General features: G+C 39.1%; 20 protein-coding genes. 5 read left to right on the plus strand and 15 right to left on the minus strand.

Annotated elements, in window-relative coordinates:
• The first annotated feature begins 68 nt into the window (after positions 1 to 68).
• The gene (gene folB, locus LO761_RS04575) at positions 69 to 437 is read left to right on the plus strand and encodes a dihydroneopterin aldolase (protein ID WP_272817155.1); all 369 of its coding nucleotides are present in this window, start codon (positions 69 to 71) and stop codon (positions 435 to 437) included.
• On the opposite strand, the gene LO761_RS04580 is transcribed toward folB, so the two are convergent.
• Together LO761_RS04580 and mtaB are read right to left on the minus strand one after the other, a co-directional pair.
• Positions 434 to 1,480 (minus strand): glycosyltransferase family 2 protein, encoded by a 1,047-nt coding sequence (locus tag LO761_RS04580; RefSeq protein WP_272817156.1) that lies wholly within the window; start codon positions 1,478 to 1,480, stop codon positions 434 to 436. The genes folB and LO761_RS04580 overlap by 4 nt on opposite strands.
• Complete coding sequence (gene mtaB / locus LO761_RS04585; protein ID WP_272817157.1) at positions 1,477 to 2,793, minus strand: tRNA (N(6)-L-threonylcarbamoyladenosine(37)-C(2))-methylthiotransferase MtaB; 1,317 nt, start codon at positions 2,791 to 2,793, stop codon at positions 1,477 to 1,479. Before mtaB ends, LO761_RS04580 begins: the two co-directional genes overlap by 4 nt.
• Positions 2,794 to 2,895: 102 nt before the next feature.
• Between mtaB and LO761_RS04590 the strand changes: the two genes are divergently transcribed.
• The gene (locus LO761_RS04590; protein ID WP_272817158.1) at positions 2,896 to 4,569 is read left to right on the plus strand and encodes a long-chain fatty acid--CoA ligase; all 1,674 of its coding nucleotides are present in this window, start codon (positions 2,896 to 2,898) and stop codon (positions 4,567 to 4,569) included.
• Positions 4,570 to 4,722: 153 nt separating this feature from the next.
• Positions 4,723 to 4,917, plus strand: a complete 195-nt coding sequence (locus LO761_RS04595) for a PG1828 family lipoprotein (protein ID WP_272817159.1) — start codon at positions 4,723 to 4,725, stop codon at positions 4,915 to 4,917.
• Positions 4,918 to 5,217: 300 nt separating this feature from the next.
• Here the strand turns inward: LO761_RS04595 and rplI are convergent, their stop codons facing one another.
• From rplI to rpsF, 3 genes are read right to left on the minus strand one after another with little or no spacing between them, the layout of a single operon-like run.
• Positions 5,218 to 5,688 carry a 50S ribosomal protein L9 gene (gene rplI, locus LO761_RS04600; protein WP_272817160.1) on the minus strand — a complete coding sequence of 157 codons (471 nt, stop codon included), beginning with the start codon at positions 5,686 to 5,688 and terminating at the stop codon, positions 5,218 to 5,220.
• A gap of 15 nt (positions 5,689 to 5,703) precedes the next feature.
• The gene (rpsR, locus tag LO761_RS04605) at positions 5,704 to 5,973 is read right to left on the minus strand and encodes a 30S ribosomal protein S18 (protein WP_272817161.1); all 270 of its coding nucleotides are present in this window, start codon (positions 5,971 to 5,973) and stop codon (positions 5,704 to 5,706) included.
• 2 nt (positions 5,974 to 5,975) lie between these two features.
• Positions 5,976 to 6,317: a 30S ribosomal protein S6 gene (gene rpsF / locus LO761_RS04610; protein WP_272817162.1), complete on the minus strand. Its 342-nt coding sequence runs from the start codon at positions 6,315 to 6,317 to the stop codon at positions 5,976 to 5,978.
• Between the two features lie 207 nt (positions 6,318 to 6,524).
• On the opposite strand from rpsF, the gene LO761_RS04615 reads away from it, so the two are divergent.
• Positions 6,525 to 6,707: a hypothetical protein gene (locus LO761_RS04615; RefSeq protein WP_272817163.1), complete on the plus strand. Its 183-nt coding sequence runs from the start codon at positions 6,525 to 6,527 to the stop codon at positions 6,705 to 6,707.
• Positions 6,708 to 6,775: 68 nt separating this feature from the next.
• On the opposite strand, the gene rprY is transcribed toward LO761_RS04615, so the two are convergent.
• From rprY to LO761_RS04630, 3 genes are all read right to left on the minus strand, one after another.
• Positions 6,776 to 7,483 carry a response regulator transcription factor RprY gene (rprY, locus tag LO761_RS04620; RefSeq protein ID WP_272817164.1) on the minus strand — a complete coding sequence of 236 codons (708 nt, stop codon included), beginning with the start codon at positions 7,481 to 7,483 and terminating at the stop codon, positions 6,776 to 6,778.
• On the minus strand, positions 7,476 to 9,029 hold the full coding sequence (locus LO761_RS04625; RefSeq protein WP_272817165.1) for a sensor histidine kinase: 1,554 nt from the start codon (positions 9,027 to 9,029) through the stop codon (positions 7,476 to 7,478). Before LO761_RS04625 ends, rprY begins: the two co-directional genes overlap by 8 nt.
• Before the next feature lie 176 nt (positions 9,030 to 9,205).
• Positions 9,206 to 11,365 (minus strand): elongation factor G, encoded by a 2,160-nt coding sequence (locus LO761_RS04630; protein ID WP_272817166.1) that lies wholly within the window; start codon positions 11,363 to 11,365, stop codon positions 9,206 to 9,208.
• 172 nt (positions 11,366 to 11,537) lie between these two features.
• On the opposite strand from LO761_RS04630, the gene hemW reads away from it, so the two are divergent.
• Entirely contained in the window at positions 11,538 to 12,671 is a 1,134-nt protein-coding gene (hemW, locus tag LO761_RS04635) for a radical SAM family heme chaperone HemW (protein ID WP_272817167.1), read from the plus strand.
• 378 nt (positions 12,672 to 13,049) lie between these two features.
• Here the strand turns inward: hemW and glmM are convergent, their stop codons facing one another.
• The 7 genes from glmM to LO761_RS04670 all read right to left on the minus strand — a co-directional run bounded on the left by glmM (position 13,050) and on the right by LO761_RS04670 (position 20,419).
• The gene (gene glmM, locus LO761_RS04640) at positions 13,050 to 14,435 is read right to left on the minus strand and encodes a phosphoglucosamine mutase (RefSeq protein WP_272817168.1); all 1,386 of its coding nucleotides are present in this window, start codon (positions 14,433 to 14,435) and stop codon (positions 13,050 to 13,052) included.
• A complete protein-coding gene (locus LO761_RS04645) occupies positions 14,432 to 15,064 on the minus strand; it encodes a DUF4827 domain-containing protein (protein ID WP_272817169.1) in 633 nt (210 codons plus the stop codon). The genes glmM and LO761_RS04645 overlap by 4 nt, the downstream gene beginning before the upstream one ends.
• A gap of 83 nt (positions 15,065 to 15,147) precedes the next feature.
• The gene (locus LO761_RS04650) at positions 15,148 to 16,188 is read right to left on the minus strand and encodes a DHH family phosphoesterase (protein ID WP_272817170.1); all 1,041 of its coding nucleotides are present in this window, start codon (positions 16,186 to 16,188) and stop codon (positions 15,148 to 15,150) included.
• A 70-nt stretch (positions 16,189 to 16,258) separates the two neighbouring features.
• A complete protein-coding gene (locus LO761_RS04655) occupies positions 16,259 to 17,779 on the minus strand; it encodes a ComEC/Rec2 family competence protein (RefSeq protein ID WP_272817171.1) in 1,521 nt (506 codons plus the stop codon).
• Positions 17,776 to 18,438: a ribulose-phosphate 3-epimerase gene (rpe, locus tag LO761_RS04660; protein ID WP_272817172.1), complete on the minus strand. Its 663-nt coding sequence runs from the start codon at positions 18,436 to 18,438 to the stop codon at positions 17,776 to 17,778. The genes LO761_RS04655 and rpe overlap by 4 nt, the downstream gene beginning before the upstream one ends.
• A gap of 65 nt (positions 18,439 to 18,503) precedes the next feature.
• On the minus strand, positions 18,504 to 19,871 hold the full coding sequence (locus LO761_RS04665; protein ID WP_272817173.1) for an outer membrane beta-barrel protein: 1,368 nt from the start codon (positions 19,869 to 19,871) through the stop codon (positions 18,504 to 18,506).
• The gene (locus LO761_RS04670) at positions 19,868 to 20,419 is read right to left on the minus strand and encodes an RNA polymerase sigma factor (protein ID WP_272817174.1); all 552 of its coding nucleotides are present in this window, start codon (positions 20,417 to 20,419) and stop codon (positions 19,868 to 19,870) included. The genes LO761_RS04665 and LO761_RS04670 overlap by 4 nt, the downstream gene beginning before the upstream one ends.
• Positions 20,420 to 20,597 lie beyond the last annotated feature (178 nt).

Here is a 20,597-nt window from a genome sequence, read left to right on the forward strand (position 1 = left end):
AGTGGAAAGGCTGTTTCTCCCTCGGGGGAGGCAGCCTTTTTTCATCACCTCCTTTATTTATACAATATATGAAAGCAAAAGATATGTATATCACGCTAAGCGGATTACGCATTCATGCTTCCCATGGCGTCGATGAACAGGAGCAAACTGTAGGCGCGGACTTTCTTATCGACTTACGGATAAAAACAAACTTTACAGAAGCTGCCCGTACCGATGAGTTAAAAGGAACCATCAACTACGCCACAGTGTATGATATTATAAAAGATGAGATGAGCATTCCTTCAAAACTGTTGGAACATGTATGTAATCGTATTGCAGAACATTTATTCTGTAAGTTCAACAAAATAGAAGAAATAGAAATCAAACTTTTCAAAGAGAACCCTCCCATGGGTGCTCAGGTAAAGAGATGTGGAGTGGAGATAAAATATACCCGTTAACTGTTTATCTTCAACTGAGAAAAACGTTTCTTTCTCCCAATATAATATTTAAAGAGAATACTGAATTTAGCCTGCTCAGGTATAGGTTCATCAACCATGGAAATCATATTCTTAGCTCGCTCTGAAGCATAGCCATAACGTGTTTTATAAAAATCACGACGAGCATCAAACAATATGGAAGCATTATCGGTATGCCCCTTCAAAAAGAATACCAATGCAGCCAAACGGTCGGCAAACCAACGAAAACACAATACCTTATGCAGTTCGAAATTATCCAAATTCTTATAAAGCATCAACAGATTATTTCGAAAATTAAGATACGTTTTCTTCGGATTCTCTTTCTTTAATGTAGCAGCCCCTACATGATATACCACACTTTCGGGGATGCAAACGATACCTTTTCCTCTACTGCGCAATCGCCAACAGAAATCAATCTCTTCCATGTGAGCAAAGAAACGGCCATCCAAGCCACCAACAGCCCAATAATCGGACAAACGAACAAACAATGACGCCCCCGAAGCCCAGAATATCATAGCTGTAGTATTGTACTGACCATGATCTTCCTCCACCGTATTAAATATACGACCACGGCAAAAAGGATAACCATACTCATCAATATATCCTCCGGAAGCACCGGCATACTCAAATACTTCTTTACCCTGTTCATGAGCCAACTGTGAAAGAATCTTCGGCTGACAAGCTGCCACGTTCGGATGAGAATCCAAATACTTCACCATCGGCCGAAGCCAACCCACTGTTACTTCCACATCACTGTTTAAAAGGACCACATATTCCGCGTTAATCAATTGAAGAGCCTTATTATATCCTTCGGCAAATCCATAATTTTTATCGAAAACTATCTGACGGACTGATGGGAATTCTTTCTCCAACATAGAAAGCGAACCATCTGTTGAGCCATTGTCAGCGACACAAATTTCCACATCCCCCTGCTCTACTTCAGAGTTCTTACAAACCGATGGAAGAAAACTACGGAGCATCTCTTCTCCATTCCAATTTAATATGACTATCGATACTTTCTTCATTGTAATTCACCTATTAACGCAGTTCCTTCGACATTAAATTGCCCCAAGCGAACTCGCACTAACTGATTGTCTATTGCGTTATTATGCGGTAGCTCTACACGTATATAATTATCTGTAAAACCGTGCATCGGCATTCCTGCCTTAGCTCTCTCAGCCAGCACTACAACTTCTTTCCCAATATGTCGCTCATAAAAAGCATGCGTCTTCTTTTCAGATAAATTAAGCAACAATTGGCTGCGCCGATGCTTTTCATCGGGAGAAACCATATAATCTATCTTCAGTGCCATTGTGCCGGGGCGTTCTGAATAGCTAAACACATGAAGTTGTGTCACATCCAGACTATCTATAAAATGATAAGCATCCTCAAAATATTCCTCTGTCTCACCGCGAGTACCTACCATCACATCAACACCAATGAAAGCATCAGGCATCTCTTCCTTTATCCGTTGTATTTTATTCGCAAATAGTGCCGTATCATAACGACGATGCATCAGTTTGAGCACCGGATCACTTCCACTTTGCAATGGAATATGAAAATGTGGCATAAAGGCACGCGACCGAGCAACAAAATCAATGACTTCATCTGTAAGCAAATCGGGTTCAATGGACGAAATGCGATAACGGCGAATGCCCTCTACTTTATCCAGTTCCTTTATCAAATCGAGGAACGTCTCATGGGTGGTTTTGCCATAATCACCTATATTTACTCCGGTAATTACTATTTCTTTTCCTCCCTCATCAGCAGCTTGTTGTGCTTCTTTAACCAACGATTCTATCGTCCCGTTTCGACTTCTTCCACGAGCAAACGGAATAGTACAATAAGTACAAAAATAATCACATCCGTCTTGTACTTTCAGAAAGTAACGGGTACGGTCGCCACGCGAACAAGAAGGGATAAATGTACGGATATCCTTCAGCGGAGAAGTCACCGCTGTACCCGTCTGACGTTTTTCCAAATTATCCAGATATTTCAGAATATCTCCTTTCTGATCGGCTCCGAGAACCACATCAACCCCGGCAATATGCGATACCGTCTCCGGCTTTAATTGAGCATAACACCCTGTCACCACGACATAGGCTCCGGGATGCCTGCGAGTAAGTTTATGAATGGCCTGACGACACTTGTGATCGGCAACTTCGGTCACCGAACATGTATTCACTACTATTATGTCTGCCTTCTCACCTTTACGAGCAGTTCGAATACCGGCATTCCTCAACGTGCGACCAATCGTTGAGGTCTCTGAGAAATTCAGCTTGCAACCAAGTGTATAATAAACCGCCGTCTTGCCTTCAAATATAGTAGAATCAACCATTCACATGAACTTTTACGTTGCAAAGGTAAACATTTTACGCAAAATTCTTTTTATTATAGAATAATTATCTATACTTTTGCACATTATTTGTTTTTTTGTGCAATGATAAAAGAGAATTTCATTAAATTATTCGAAAATAGCTTCAAAGAGAATTGGGATCTGCCATGTTATACCGATTACGGTGAAAATAGGACTTACACTTATGGCCAAGTTGCCGAACAAATTGCAAAAGTTCATTTGGTATTCCAACATTGCAGTCTCCGCCGTGGAGAACGAATCGCAGTGATTGGAAAGAATACTTCGCACTGGTGTATCGCATATTTGGCGACTGTAACATACGGTGCCATCATCGTTCCCATTTTACAAGACTTCAAGCCAAACGATGTGCAACACATTGTCAACCATTCCGAAGCGACATTCCTTTTTGTCAGCGATAATATATGGGAAAATCTGGAACAAGAAGCGATGGAAGATCTTCGTGCCGTATTCTCTCTGAGCGACTTTCGTTGTCTGTATCAGCGTGATGGAGAAACTATTCAGAAATTTATCGGATCTTTACCACAAACCATGCAACAAACTTATCCGAAAGGCTTTCGGAAAGAAGACATCGTCTATACGGAACTGTCGAATGAAAAAATAATGGAAATAAATTATACTTCGGGAACGACAGGGTTCAGTAAAGGAGTTATGCTTACGGGAAATAATCTGGCAGGTAATACGGTATTCGGTTTAAAAACGAAACTGCTCCAACGGGGTGAAAACGATTTGTCTTTCCTTCCTCTGGCTCATGCCTACGGATGTGCATTCGACTTCCTTGTCGCTACCGCCGCGGGGACACATGTCACACTGCTGGGAAAAACTCCGGCTCCAAAAATTCTGCTCAAGGCTTTCGAAGAGATTAAACCCAATCTGATTATCACAGTTCCACTGGTACTCGAAAAAGTGTATAAGAATGTTATTCTACCGCTTATCAACAAGCGACAGATGAAGTTTGCGCTCAATATTCCTTTGCTGAATAATCAAATTTACGGACAGATTCGTAAGCGACTGATCGATGCATTGGGAGGACGGTTCAAAGAAGTCATCGTAGGTGGCGCTGCCATGAACCCTGAAGTAGCAGCATTCTTCACAAAAATCAAATTTCCTTATACCATCGGTTATGGAATGACTGAATGTGCCCCTCTCATCAGCTATTCATGGTGGGAAGATTTTGTTCCGGGATCATCAGGGAAAATACTGAATACCATGGAAGTACGAATAGATTCTGACGATCCATATAATGAAATCGGAGAGATTCAGGTACATGGCGAAAATGTGATGAAAGGCTATTATAAAAATGATAAAGCAACAGAAGAAGCCTTCACGGAGGACGGTTGGCTGCGTACCGGTGATTTAGGTACCATCGACCATAACAATAATATTTTTATCCGTGGACGTAGTAAAACCATGATTCTGAGTTCAAACGGTCAGAACATATTCCCTGAAGAAATAGAAGCTAAACTGAATAACCTACCGTTTGTCTTAGAGAGTCTGATTATAGAACGCAACAAAAAATTGGTAGCACTGGTGTATCCCGACTATACCAGTCTGGACGAAGTAGGGCTAAACACACCGGATAACGTCAAAGCCATTATGGATGAGAACTTAAAGACATTGAATACATTGGTAGGAAACTACGAACAGGTTAATAAAATTCAGCTCTACCCTACGGAATTCGAGAAAACTCCCAAAAGGAGTATTAAACGTTTTTTATATAATAGTATCGCAGACGAATGATATAGATGTTATCAAACATACTAAATTTGTATTATTTAACTATTCAACCCCTAAAAAATCCGTTTAATGTGAACAAGATATATCAAAAAGAATATATCTTTGCACCGTTTTAAAAAGCACATTATTATTACAAGTTTTTAAAAGCAAAAGAAAATGAAAAAATTAGTTTTTATGTTCGTGGCATTCGCAGCTATTTCACTTGCATCATGTGGAAATAAAACTGCCGGTACAGAAGAAAGCGCAGACTCAGCTGCTGTTGTAGAAGAGGCTGCTCCTACTGAAGAAGTTGTTGTTCCTACCGATACAGTTGCTGCTCCTGCAGATTCAACTACACAGGCTGCTCAGTAATCTAACGAGCAACAGAGAGAATTGAAGTCCTGTCGGGCATTGCTCAACAGGCTTTTTTTATGCCCAAAAATTACAATAAGACGATATAAAAAGAGAACTGAAGAAAGAAGAAAATGATACGCATGACCGTGCCAAAGCATCAGAAGTTTTTGACGATTCACGCGTATCAACCGGTATGATGATACGTATCACTTCATCTGTTTATAAGTATCTCTTGAAGGAATTATATACAATGACTCTAAAAACAACAAGCCCGACTCATTTGAGTCAGGCTTGTATTTATATAGCATCCTACTATTGTTATTCAGCTTTTGGAGCTTCTTCTTCAGTACCTTCTGCTATAACCTTGAAAGGAATCTCTACAACAACTTCTTTATGCAATTTAACGGTTGCAACATAGTTGCCGACTTCCTTAACAGGAGCAACAGTAATAAGCTTACGATCAATCTTGTGACCAAGTTTCTCAAGTTCGTCAGCAATCTGAATGTTAGAAACAGAACCAAAGATAGTACCTGTGGAGCTTACCTTTGTAGCAATTGTCAGAGCAACATCTTTCAACGAATCAGCAATTGCTTCAGCGTCTTTCTTAATCTTTTCCAACTTGTGAGCACGCTGTTTCAACTCTTCTGCTAATGATTTTCTTGCAGAAGGAGAAGCGATAACAGCTTTGCCGGAAGGAATAAGATAGTTACGACCGTAACCAGATTTTACTTTTACGATATCATTTTTATAGCCCAAATTAGCTATATCTTCTTTCAAAATAATTTCCATACTTATTTCTCCTTATTATTTCAACATATCCGTAACAAATGGAAGTAAAGCCAAGTGGCGTGCTCTCTTAACTGCAGTAGCAATACGGCGCTGATATTTCCAAGAAGTACCTGTGATACGGCGAGGAAGAATCTTGCCCTGCTCATTTAAGAACTTCTTTAAGAATTCGGGGTCCTTATAGTCAATATACTTGATGCCATTCTTTTTAAAACGGCAATATTTCTTCTTCTTAACGTCTACTGAAGGCGGAGTTAAATATCTGATTTCTGATTGATCCTGTGCCATAATTAAGCCTCCTTATTTGATTTTAAATTTCTTCTCTTAGCAGCATATTCTGCAGCATATTTCTCCATACGTACGGTTAAGTAACGGAGGACGCGTTCGTCACGGCGATAATTAACTTCTAACTTTGCAATCGTCTCCGGATTTGCATTAAACTCTATCAGTTGATAGAATCCTGTTGTTTTTTTCTCAATGGGGTAGGCCAATTTCTTAAGTCCCCAATTTTCTTCATTGATAATCTCAGCGCCTTCGGCAGTAAGAATACCTTTGAACTTTTCTACCGTCTCCTTCATCTGATCATCAGACAAAACGGGAGTTAAAATGAAAACGGTTTCGTATTGATTCATACTATGTTAATTAATTTGTTAAATAAAAATTTAATTGCGATCGCAAAGATAGTGATTTTCTTATTACCGACAAACTCATTAGCCTGTTTTTTCTTCTTTTTCAAAGAATTATCTGTTTTTCATATTTTTCTTCGAAATTATTTCCTTATTTATAAAATTATGCTTTAATTTGTGGCTCAGAATATAAATCAATAAAAATATACGAACATGAAAGGTTTACTGAAAAACTTAGGATTGATCATGATTATCGTTGGTGCTGTCATTTTAATGTCTCTCTTCTTCACAGGTAGCGCAGCCATCAATAACAACAACGTTCTGTTGTTATCTGCTGCTCTCATTGTTTTCGGCATCATCGTTTACATCATTCTCAACAAGAAATTTACTGAATAAGTAAAGATCAAAGCATAAAAAAGCCCGGGATCATTCGATTCCGGGCTTTTTATATTCCTATCAGTTACTTACTCTGCCTCAGGAGTAATAAGCTTATAACCTTTACCGTGGATATTGATAATCTCAACCGACTCATCTGCACGCAGATGCTTACGCAACTTGGTAATATATACATCCATGCTACGAGCATTGAAATAATTATCATCAATCCAGATAGTCTTCAAAGCAAAATCGCGCTGAAGAATCTCATTTGCATGAGCGCAAAGCAAACCAAGAAGTTCTGACTCCTTAGTAGTCAGCTTAGTACTCTCATCACCGATAGAAAGCAACTGCTTCTGGGTATCGAAAGTAAACTTACCAATCTTATATACATTGCGTTCCTTAGAGCGTTTTCCACGTACACGACGGAAAATAGCTTCGATACGGAAAGTAAGTTCTTCCATGCTGAACGGCTTGGTGATGTAATCATCTGCACCAATCTTGAATCCCTCGAGAATATCCTCTTTCAAGGTCTTCGCAGTAAGGAAGATAATAGGGACTTCAACATTAGCCTGGCGTATTTCCTGTGCTAATGTAAAGCCGTCTTTCTTCGGCATCATAACATCCAGAATACATAAATCATACTTATTCCTCAGAAATGCTTTGTATCCGGCATCACCATCAGGGAAGAGGTCTGCCGAGTAATTCTTTGCCTGGAGATACTCTCTCAACAGCATGCCAAGATTTTCATCATCTTCGCACAATAAGATACGTAATTTCTCGTCCATATTATTCATTTTTTAATAAAGGTATTGCAATTATAAATTTAGTTCCTTGCCCATATTCGCTCTCGGCACGGATGGTCCCGCCATGATCGGTCACTATTTTATGGACATAAGCCAATCCTAAGCCAAATCCTTTCACATCGTGCAAGTTTCCGGTGTGAACGCGATAGAACTTATCGAAAATTTTCTTCAAGTTCTCCTTCTTTATTCCTATACCATTGTCTTCAATAGAGATATTCAACTTATTTCCATCATTCCACGTACGAATATTCAGATTCAATTCTCTAGCCGGGTTACGGTATTTGACAGCATTATCCAATAAATTGAAAATCACGTTAGTAAAGTGCATCTCATCGACAAAGATATATGGATCAGCAGCCTGCAGATCGGTAGTGATTGATCCGCTATACTTCTCTACTTTCAACGAGAAAGAGTTAACAACACCATCTATCAGCTTATGGGCATTTACTTCTTTCTTTTTCAGCACTGCTTTTTGACGCTCAAACATAGACATCTGAAGCACCTTCTCTACTTGAAAGCGCAGACGTTTAGTCTCATCGTTAATCACTCCGGATATGTGCTTAAACATAGCCGGCGACTTTCCTATCTCAGGATCCTGCAACATCTGGGCGGCCAGAGAAATAGTAGAGATAGGTGTCTTAAACTCGTGTGTCATATTATTGATAAAATCGTTCTTTATCTCCGTCAACTTCTTCTGACGGAAGATGATATAAATGGTAAAGATGAATGTTACCAGTAATACGAGCGTAAAGATAATGGACGGAATCATAAACTTTACAGAGCGGAAAATGTAACGATCCAAGTCAGGAAAATGAATATTCACAAATCCCATACGTGCAGGTGGATCGTTTTTAAACAATTCCTGTGTAAACGTATGGTTACTGCCCGCGCTTGTATAGTCGGAACAACGATAAACTTCTTTCCCATCACGGTCGGTAACTGTAAAATGATACAGAATGTCAATGCCGTTGTTCAATAGTTCCGTCTTCAGGAATGAATCCAATTGGCGGAAGTTTACCCGCTTAGCCAAAGGTTTGTCGCTTGCCGTATACAAGATGTTATAAATCACTTCATCAAGGAGTGCACGCTGATAGACATAACGCTCTTTCAAAATATCCTGCAAAGCTTTTGAAGTCTGCGGAATGTTCTTTCCGGATGAAGAGATAAATGCTTTGGGCACACTTGAAGGACGATTAGTAGTAATATTGAACTCAAATGATGAGATCCCTCCTAATCCATCAATCGTTGACACCGAATAACGTCTGTGAATAGTGGTATCATTAGTTAGCGAATCGTCTGTAAGGGCTGACAGCCGGTTAGCCCGTTCCGTCGCGACAACATCCGCTTCCAAATATTTCTTCGTCTCAACCAATTCAATATTCTTGCAAGCCTGCACCAAACTACGTTTAACAGACTCTTCAAACTGTTCCTGACGCATACTTACCATCTCCTCAATATAGCTCACCTGAAGATAAAGCAATATGAGAAATGATACGCCCATCACAGCACCTAATATTAAAATTGTCGACTTTTTCATATAGCAAAAGTAAAACTGTTAAATTTATTATCATAATTATTAAATCAAAAATCTGCCAATTTTGCTCAATTTTAACAATATAGAAAAATATGATTACTTATTTATTAAATAAATAAAAATAGAGGAATATATCCTACCGATACATTCCTCTATCATTTATAATTAAAATTAAGATATTATTCTTCTTGAGCCTCTTGAGCTTCAAACTCTTTAATAAGCTTATCCTGAACATCACCAGGAACCAATTCGTAACTTGCAAACTTCATGGTGAATGAAGCACGTCCTCCGGTAATAGAGCTTAAAGCGGTAGAATAATTAGACATTTCCTTTAATGGCACCTTAGCTTGAAGTTTCTGATAACTCTTCTCGCTACTCATACCCATAATGATACCACGACGTCCTTGGATGTCACTCATTACATCGCCCATGAAATCGTTTGGAACCAATACCACAACATCATAGATAGGTTCCAAAATCTTTGGACCGGCATTCTTGAACGCATCACTAAATGCATGACGACCTGCCAACATAAATGAAATCTCATTTGAATCTACAGGGTGCATCTTACCATCGTAAACAATAACACGAACATCACGAGCATAAGAACCGGTTAACGGACCTTGTTCCATACGCCCCATGATACCTTTCAGGATAGCGGGCATAAAGCGAGTATCGATAGCGCCACCAACAACTGAGTTGATAAATACCAGCTTACCACCCCACTCCAATGGAATCTCTTCCTTACTCTTAACATTGATTTTATATTCTTGTCCATTGAACTTATAAGTAGTTGGATCGGGCATGCCTTCTGTATAAGGTTCAACAATGAGATGAACCTCGCCAAACTGACCGGCACCACCTGACTGTTTCTTATGGCGATAATCGGCACGAGCAGCCTTCGTAATAGTCTCACGATAAGGAATACGTGGCTCGCCATACTCTACCTGCAATCCTTCATTATTCTCCAAACGCCATTTTAATGTACGAAGATGGAACTCACCCTGACCACGAACAATAGTCTGACGCAACTCTTTAGACTGCTCTACCAACCAAGTAGGATCTTCTTCACGCATCTTATTCAGAACTGTTATCATCTTCTCCATATCAGCCTCGTTCACTGCCTTGATGGCACGTGAATACTTCGGATTAGGATATTTCACAAAATTATATGTCCAGCTCAATCCTTTATCATTCAGGGCATTACCTGTTTTTACATCTTTCAGTTTAACGGTACAACCGATATCACCGGCATGCAATTCAGATATAGGAATACGAGTTGCGCCGGCAGGAACAAACAGCTGTGCGATACGTTCTTTTGAACCTCTGTCGGCATTCTCCAAATCAGTACCTTCCTTAATGGTACCGTTCATAACCTTAAAGTACTGAACACCGCCAATATGTGGTTCAATACCGGTCTTAAAGAAATAAAGAGAAACAGGGCCATTAGAATCGGTAGGAACATCCTCTCCTTTTGAATTCTGAAGTACCGGCATATCAGAAACGAAAGGAACAACGTTACCCAAAAATTCCATCAGACGACGAACACCCATATCTTTCTTTGCGCATACGCAAAATACCGGGAACATACCACGACTGATCAAGCCTTTACGGATACCTTCTCGCATCTCATCTTCCGTCAGTTCATCTGATTCAAAAAACTTCTCCATCAAGCTTTCATCATGCTCGGCAGCAGCCTCGACTAATACTTTATGCCACGCTTCGGCTTTCTCTTTCTGATCAGCAGGGATATCTTCAATAATAGGAGCACCACCTTCAGATTTCCAAGAATACTTCTTCATCAACAGCACATCAATGAGCGAATTGAAGTTTGGTCCTGTCTCTAATGGGTACTGAATAGGGACTATGCCTTGACCATAGCTTGAACGCAACTGTTCAAGAATTTGATCGTAATCGCATTTTTCATTATCCAACTGATTGACGAGAAAAATAACCGGCTTCTGAAGTTTCTCTGTGTAACGGAAATGGTTCTGTGTACCCACTTCAACTCCATACTGCCCGTTCAACAAAATGACAGCGGCATCGGTTACATTTAATGCAGTAACAGCTGCTCCAACAAAATCATCACTACCCGGACAATCGATGATATTCAGTTTCTTATTGTTCCATTCTACATGGAAAACAGTTGAGAATACAGAATAACCATACTCTTGTTCTACTGGAAAATAATCACTTACAGTGTTATGAGCTTCAACGGTTCCTCTACGTTTTATAACGCCACTCCCATAGAGTAAGGACTCTGTGAGGGTGGTCTTTCCAGCTCCATGATTACCCAAAAGGGCAATGTTTTTGATTTCGTTTGTTTGATAAACTTTCATGATATCTAAGATTTTATTATTAACATTCAGTATGTCATCATACTTTTCAAAATGCGGAGCGCAAATTAGAAAATAATATTAAGAATAACAACGAATCTAAAGTGTTATAAAGCATAAAACGAGTTGTTTTATACTTTTTAGTCGTATATTTGCCCACGTTAAAGTAATTGTCATGGCCGGAATCTATATTCATATACCATTTTGTAAAAACAGATGTATCTACTGCGACTTCTACTCCACTACTCATCATGAAATGCAACAGGTGTATGCCGAAACGTTATGTAAAGAGCTGGAGATGAGAAGGAATTACCTTAATGGAGATGAGATAGAAACCATATACTTTGGAGGCGGAACTCCATCTCAATTAAATGAGAATCAGCTATCAAAAATCCTTTCACTTATATATAAGGTATATCAAGTTAAGAACGATGCTGAAATCACTATCGAATGCAACCCCGATGATTTGAAAACTGAATATATCACCATGCTCCGCCGATTGTCTTTTAATCGTATCAGTATGGGTATTCAGACTTTTAACGAAGACACTTTAAAAGTTCTGCATCGCCGACATTCTGCGGTCGAAGCGATGAATGCTTATCAAGCTTGCCGCCATGCAGGATTTCAAAACATCAGCATAGATTTAATGTACGGATTACCCCATGAAACGATTGAGCAATGGCTTTCCGATCTACAACAAGCTATTGCGTTGAAACCTGAACACATATCCGCATACCACCTGATATACGAAAAAGGAACTCCGCTATATAAGCTCCTAAAACAACATAAAATCCAAGAAGTAGATGAAAATCTAAGCCTGAAGTTCTTCACCATGCTAATGGATGAGTTAAAAGCGGCAGGATACATTCATTATGAAATCTCCAATTTCTGTTTACCAAATTATCATTCCAAACACAACTCCGGTTATTGGACCGGCAAAAAGTACTTAGGTTGCGGTCCGTCTGCACATTCGTTTGACGGAATGTCCCGCCAATGGAATATATCTTCATTGGATGCTTATCTAAACGGCATTAAAGTAGGGAAATTAAACTTTGAAAAAGAAGAGGAAAATTTATATACCCGATACAACGACTTTGTTATTACCTCCATCAGAACCTGTTGGGGAATGAATTTATTGATACTGAAAGAAAGATTTGGAGATAAGCTGTTCAACTATTGTCTGAAAATGGCTTCGCCGCACATCAAGCAGAAATTGATGACCATTCAAAACAATACGCTACGTCTTACGCGTGAAGGAATATTCATTTCCGACGGAATTATGAGCGACTTACTTTGGGTAGAGGAATAAAACACGCGCAGTTCGTTCAATCTATTCTGCAAAAAGCACCACTTTCATAAGCAGAAGAACGAATTACAAACATGATACCCGTGAACCGATAAAGTGATACGTATGAATCAACCAACTCATGCGGACGAACCGGTCAACTCATGCGGATGAACCAATCAACTCATACGCATCAGTTGAGCAACTCATGCGTATCACTTCACCCGTTCATACACATTGACTTGCTTGCCTCTCTATAACAAATCTGTAACACGCATGTATAAACATTGCTATCAAGGGATGAGATGGTGTTATGTCAAGTTATAGCAGCCAAACAATTACAAAAAATAGCCCCTCACGTATTCATCATGAGGGGGCGAAATTTTATATCTTCAGTATTTATTACATCAAACCTTTGATAACTTCCATCACTTCTTGGCCAATTTTATTGGCAGCCTCCATAGAAGCAGCTTCGGAATAGACACGTATAATAGGCTCTGTATTACTTTTACGCAGATGAACCCACTTGTCGGGGAAATCAATTTTCACTCCGTCAATATCATTGATCTCCTCTCCCTTAAACAACTCCTTAACTTTTACAAGAATGGCATCAATATCCGTATTCGGAGTCAAATCAATTCGATTCTTTGCTATATAATAAGCCGGATAAGTTTCACGGAGTTCGCTTATCTTCACATGTTTTTGAGCCAGATAACTGAGAATAAGAGCAATTCCTACCAAAGTATCGCGTCCGTAATGACATTCCGGATAGATAACTCCACCGTTACCTTCACCACCGATAACAGCTCCAACTTCTTTCATCTTGGTTACTACGTTTACTTCGCCTACAGCCGAAGCATAGTATTCACAACCGTACTTACGTGTTACATCGCGCAAGGCACGAGTAGAGCTCAAGTTGGAAACGGTAGCTCCGGGAGTATGCTGAAGAATATAGTCGGCAACTGTCACCAAAGTATATTCCTCTCCATACATCTTTCCGTTCTCCTCAATAACAGCCAGACGGTCGACATCAGGGTCACAGACAAAAGCAATATCGTAACCTCCTTTCGCGACCAGATTCATAATATCACCCAAGTTCTTCTCCAATGGTTCCGGATTATGCCGGAAATCTCCTGTAGGCTCACCATAAAGAGTGGTAACCGTATCGACGCCCAACTGTTTCAACAATTTAGGCAGAATAATTCCTCCAACGGAATTAACTGTATCAAGAGCAACACTGAAATGAGCATTGCGAATAGCTTCCACATCAACCAGCTTCAAACTCAATACTTTATCTATATGTTTCTGATCGTATGTATTATCCTCACGATATCTGCCTAAATGATCAACGTCGGCATATTCAAAAGCCTCAGCCTCAGCTATACGAAGCACTTCATTTCCTTCTTCTTTATTCAGAAACTCCCCTTTCTCGTTCAAAAGTTTCAATGCATTCCACTGACGAGGATTATGGCTTGCTGTAAGAATAATACCTCCACATGCCTCCTCCATAGTCACGGCAAGTTCTGTGGTGGGCGTAGAAGCCAATCCGATATTAACAACATCGAACCCCATCCCCATCAGAGTTCCGCAAACAACGTTCTTTACCATCTCTCCGGAAATGCGTGCGTCTCTGCCAACAACAATCTTATTTGTAGTGACTTGGGTTGTTTTCCTTATCAGCGTTGCATAAGCTGATGTAAATTTTACAATATCCAATGGATTTAATCCCTCTCCCGAATGGCCTCCTATAGTGCCACGAATACCAGAAATAGATTTTATTAGTGTCATCTTCCCAATTGATAAGTTATTTCAAAATAGCAAGGGTATACATACCTTTTAATTTGCATAAAGCTCTCTGAATGAGGTACAATCAAACGAACCTTTCCGCGTTCTCCCATCAATCGTCCAACTTTCAGATATTTAAATGGAGATAGCAGACCGGTCGGAACAGCTGATTCCCCCCAAGCATTCATTAGTTCACCCCGAGAGAATGTACCGGAGTATGTTGTACCGGACTTTGTAACAGTCATTACATCCGGGTCAGGAGTTCCTTGTAGATTTGTATTCCAAAGAGAATCGGTACCATTCTCATAGATACGTGACATATTAAAACGGAAAATAATCTCGTGGCGCCCATCCTTCAAATATTCCTTACCACCCCGATTAATTACCTGCATGTAGATACCACTTTCCTTAAAAAGAACGAATTCGTTCTTAAGTACATCCGTCATAGTATCATGCGCACAATAGTCTTCTTCCGAAATAACAGTTATATTGTTTTTATCTATAAAACGATTAATAGCTTCGCGCTCATCTTTTTTCCTTTCAGCATACGTTTTAGTATGACGACATGCTGTAAAAGCCTGACCAACAATTACGGCGGCCACCAACAAAAATGCTATTTTAAGCTTATTCATATCCTTTTCTATGTAAATTTGAACAAAAGTAATAAAAGAATGCTATATGTAACTATCTGTTTGGTGCAATTAGTATTAAATAACTATTTTTTTGCCAACAATAAATCCTGATACTTCACTAAAGCTTGTTTGAAAAGGTTCAATGCTTCTTCAAGCGTCCCATAATATTCTCCACCGGAAGCATTTAAATGCCCACCTCCGTTAAAGAAATCCGCGGCAACTTTATTACACGGGAACGAACCGACCGAACGTAAAGATATCTTGACCATGTCTTTCTCTGTATCCTCTCTAATAAAAGCTGAAAATATAATATTCTTTATGGTTAAAGGGATATTCACAAATCCTTCCGTATCACCTTTTACATAATGAAAATGCCGTTGCTCTTCTCTATCCAAATAAATTAAAGCAGAACGGAACTCAGGAAAGACTTCCATCTTATTATAAAGAACATATCCCTCCAAACGAAGACGTCCTTCGGAATAAGTATTATACACATTTCGATAAATCTGGTCTTTATCAATGCCTTTCGACAGAAGCTCACTGATAATGGTATATATTTCCGGTTTATTAGAATTATAGGTAAAGCCTCCTGTATCGGTCATCATACCACAATATATACATTCAGCTCCTGCCTTCGAAATATTCACAACATCATCTAACTGATAAATCAAACGGAATATCAGCTCTGATGTAGAGCACGCCTCCGGATGCGAGATGACGATCTGACAGAAATTCCCCGGATTCAGATGATGGTCAATCATTATCTTCTTTCCGGATGCATTCTTTACGGCCTCCTCCATTTCATCTATTCTGGAAAGCTCATTAAAATCCAAACAGCAAATTACATCAGCCGCATTTAAAAGAGCATCTCCTTTTTCTTTCCATTTATCATAACGAACTATATCGGGAGCGCAACTCATCCAACGAAGGAAATCAGGAAAGAGATTCGGGACAATAATATCAACTGACTTTCCTTTTTTTATCAGATAATGTCGTAAGCCTAAAGCCGATCCAATAGCATCTCCATCCGGAGACACATGAACAACAATCGCAAAACGTTCATAATTTTGAATCCACTCTGCAAACTGCTTCACACTGGCATCTGCAATTATATTCGATAACATCTTTACTACATTTAGAAAATGCGAATATACAATATATTTGCGAATTAAAAGACATTTTTTAGAAGAACCTTTAAATAGTCAATCGTTCAAATAACATATAAGAACTGCCAATCAGCAAAGTCGCCAACCAATGAATAAAATCTCTACGTCGTCGATAACGAATAAAAAGAAATGTTCCCATTATTATAAGGTATAATACGATGACTCCTGAAGGTTTAACATGCAAAACAAAAGAAGCATAAGGCAGACAACTCACCCATTCGGCCACATTATTCAGAAAATGAATAGCATGCCTCAAACAGAATATGAATGGAGAAAACAGCAATGAGCCCACAGCCAGATACATAATAATCGGTATGAGCGGCGCTACAATCAGATTAGACAATAAAAAATATACGGAGAAATTAGAGAAATAAGTCATAACTAACGGTGCTGTACCCAATTGAGCAGCAAAAGATACACAACAGACACCCCACACATAACGTACAACCGAATGATGAGAATGCAAAATATTAAACATAGGGCGATAAAACATAAAAATAGAAAGAACAGCCATAAACGATAGCTGAAAACTAACATCGAATAAATAGAAAGGATTATATATCAACATGAAAAACGCAGCCGCCGATAAAACATTGAGCGATGAAAACTTACTACTTCGAATATGCCCCAACTCAACCAGCATACACATAATGACTGCCCGAACTATGGATGCGGCCAAACCGGCTATAAAAGCATAAATCCACAAAACAGATGTGATTAAAATCCATTTTATAATTCTCCCACCCGTACTTCGTTTCAGCGGACGCAGCAATAACGTCAACAATCCCCATAATATGCCTACATGTAAGCCTGATATAGCTAACACATGGCTAATTCCCGCGACGGAAAAATCATGTCTGAGTTCGTCAGTAAGCTCTTCCTTATAACCAACTGTCAATGCAGACAATACCGCGAAATCTTTTTCTTCGAATCGCCAATCGCGAAACAAATCAATTACTTTAGCCCTCAGTAGCAACGATTTTTGCTTAAATGACAGTGATTGTTGCCCTGTCACCTTCCATTTCCCTGCCTCAACAAATCCCGTCCCACTTATTCCCTGACGCAACAGCCATTGGGCATAATCAAAATCACTAAAGTTTTTCGGCCGGTGTATCTTAGAATAAAACAACAACTCATCACCCATCTTCAAAGACATGGATAAGCTGTCCTTTCTGATATACATTAATGCCTTTTGCTTATTCAATAGCAATAAACAGGAAACGGTCTTTGCCTTTTTCTTTGGTATTTCTAATACAGTTCCTTTATAAATCTGACTATTTCCATTCCAATTTGGAGATATTTGTTTCCACTTCAACTGAACAAGCATTCCTCCCAACAAAAAAAGAAATATATAAAGAACTGTTCCAAATAACCAGCGTAGTTTATATTCTTGCGTTTTAATCAAGAACAGCAATAAAATAAAGAGACACCATGCAGCTACCCTGAAGACCATTGTTCCGGTAACAGGAAAGAAAGTATCAGTAAAAAAAATTCCGGCTATCAATGGAATTGTTAGCCGGAGTATAGGGTATGACCTCAAATCATTCACTCCCTTGCTCCCAAGTTTTTAAGTTGGTGAATCATTCCGATAACATCCGGAGCTTTAAAAACAGTATTACCCGCAACAAGTACGTCAGCACCGGCCTCAACCAATTGTTTCCCTGTTTTCAGATTCACACCACCATCTACCTCAATAAGTGAATTTGAATGAGTATAATTGATTAGTTCACGTAAAAGCTTCACTTTATCAATCGTATGTTGAATAAATGCCTGTCCACTGAATCCAGGATTGACACTCATTAGCAAAACCATATCCACATCCTGAATAATATCAGAGACCATCACTACAGGAGTAGACGGATTCAAAGTAATGCCCACCTTCATCCCGGCATCTTTAATTTGCTGAATAACACGATGATGATGAATAGTAGCTTCGTAATGAATATTCATCATCATTGCGCCCAAATCTCTCACTTCACCAATAAATTTCTCAGGCTGAACAATCATCATGTGAACATCCAATGGCTTTTTTGAAAGCTTAGCCATATACTTCATTACAGGGAATCCAAAAGAAATATTTGGGACAAAAACTCCGTCCATTACATCCAAATGCAACCAGTCGGCTTCACTCTGATTAATCAAATCAATATCATGCTGCAAATTTCCAAAATCCGCAGCCAATATTGAAGGAGAAATTAGTGGTTTCATAAGCATAATTATGTTCTCTGAACAAAGGTAAGCCTAATTATCCAATAAATCGAATAATACTGCTTTTATTTTCCTAAATTCAGGCGGAAACCGACTGATAAATTAAAATTTGTAGGATGTTTCTTGCGAATTGTCTGAACATCTGTCCCATCGTCAAAATAGTGAACGATACCCGGTTCCACATAAATGGCCAATTCTTTTATCAACTTATACTGTGTGCCAATAGAAGCGCTTACCGACCATTGAAGCTTATCTATATCTACATTTTGAACATGACCATTGTCTACTTCTTCACCATAAACAGACTTAACCTCCAACTGCCCTTTGACACATTTCTCTACAGCGCCACCGGCTGAAGCATATACATCGAAATGCTCATTTCCCCAAATAATACGGTTCAGCTTCAAAGGAATACCAATATAATGTAAACGCTGTTCTTCTTTCTTATATGAAAACTTCGTTCCGGAAGTCAATTCTGAATTTAACATTGTATAGAATAATCCCGATTCAACAGACCAATCCTGATTCAAAGCGTAACGAGCAGATAAACCAAAGGTAATGGGCGCTTTATGTTCAATATTCGTATATTCATTTTTCGAGTCCCTCGCATTCACAGAAATCAGATTATCAGAAAACCACTTATATTCCTTGCCATCATAAGTAATAACATCATCATCCGGTTTCGAAATCATACCAAGCTGAACATTATCCTGATAAATCCAATTGCTTTCCAAAGAATTGAAACCTTTCGATATGTTTGAATACGACAGCGGAGTATTGCCTCCTCCAAGAGCTACTGACCAACGATTAATTTTCTTTTTCTTAGCTGGTATGTAATTTTTGCTTTTACTCCGTGAAGCATAAGCCTGCTGCTTACTCTGAGGATTAATCTGTATCACCGACTGCTTCTCCTCCTTCTTATCAGTATTGGATACTGTTTCTTCCTTTACTTCATTCTCTTTGGCAGTACTGTCCTCATCTCTTTCAACATACAAAGTCTGATCAGAAGCATTGCTTCCGACTGCAACATCATCATTCCGAGTTAAGGTCACGGCATTTCTTCTCACCTGTTTATCCGTCGGAAATGCTTTTCCTAACTGATTGACTTCTTTTTCAGCAAGAGGGGTCTCTCCATCTTGCAATACCTGATTCCCATTTTCGTTCTGCTTAGCTGATGTAAACGGGATATTCTCAGATACCTGTCGTACATCAGACTGTTCATCATTAAACATGAACCATCCGGTAATTGAGCATGCAATAACCACTGTTATTACTGCAGCAACAGCCTGCCAACGCTTCCACCAAGGAATCAATTCCACAGAATTGGATGTTTTCAGCTCCTTCTCCAAACGACTCCAAAGGTCATCAGGAACAGGCTCCGAATAGCCATTCATTCTATTCCGTAATTTATTTATCCATTTATCTTGTTTCATATTAGTCTTGTTGTCTCCTTATATTCTTTAATTCTTTTCATTAATAGCATTCTTGCTCTAAAAAATTGTGAAGAAGAAGCATGTTCAGTGATTCCTAAAATCGATGCAATCTCCTTATGCGTCTTTTCTTCAAATACAAAAAGGTTGAATACCGTCCGATACCCATCGGGCAACTCCCGAATGAACTTCATCAAAACTTTCGGAGGAAGCTGATCCACATCACTCTCTTCATCCGACACATCAGGCAGTTGTTCCATCGGAACCTCATCCTTCAGTGTCTTTTTTTGCCGTCGCATGAAATTCAATGCTTCATTAGCCATCACTCGCGACAACCATGCGGAGAGCGATCCTTCGCCCTGATAACTGAATGACCGAATAGAACAAAATATTTTTAAGAAACCATCGTGTAAGACATCTTCTGCCGATTCCCTTTCGCCGGTATAACGAAGACAAATCGCCATCAATTGTCCGGAATATTGCTCATATAACCGCTTCCGAGCCTGATTTTCACCCTTACTACAACGTTCCGCTAATTCTTTTTCGTCCATTATCAAGACTCAACCTTTTATATTTATAACACCAATAGATTGAAAATACTGCATCCTGTCAACAACTTTTTTTTATTAGATACTTTTAACATTATTATATGCAGTCTTTTTATCCGATTTCTATTTAATCTATAGAAGATAACACTCCGCAATACCGCTATGAAAAGTCTAAGCAATT

It is taken from the genome of Phocaeicola oris (assembly GCF_021295095.1).
Classification (GTDB): Bacteria; Bacteroidota; Bacteroidia; order Bacteroidales; family Bacteroidaceae; genus Phocaeicola; species Phocaeicola oris.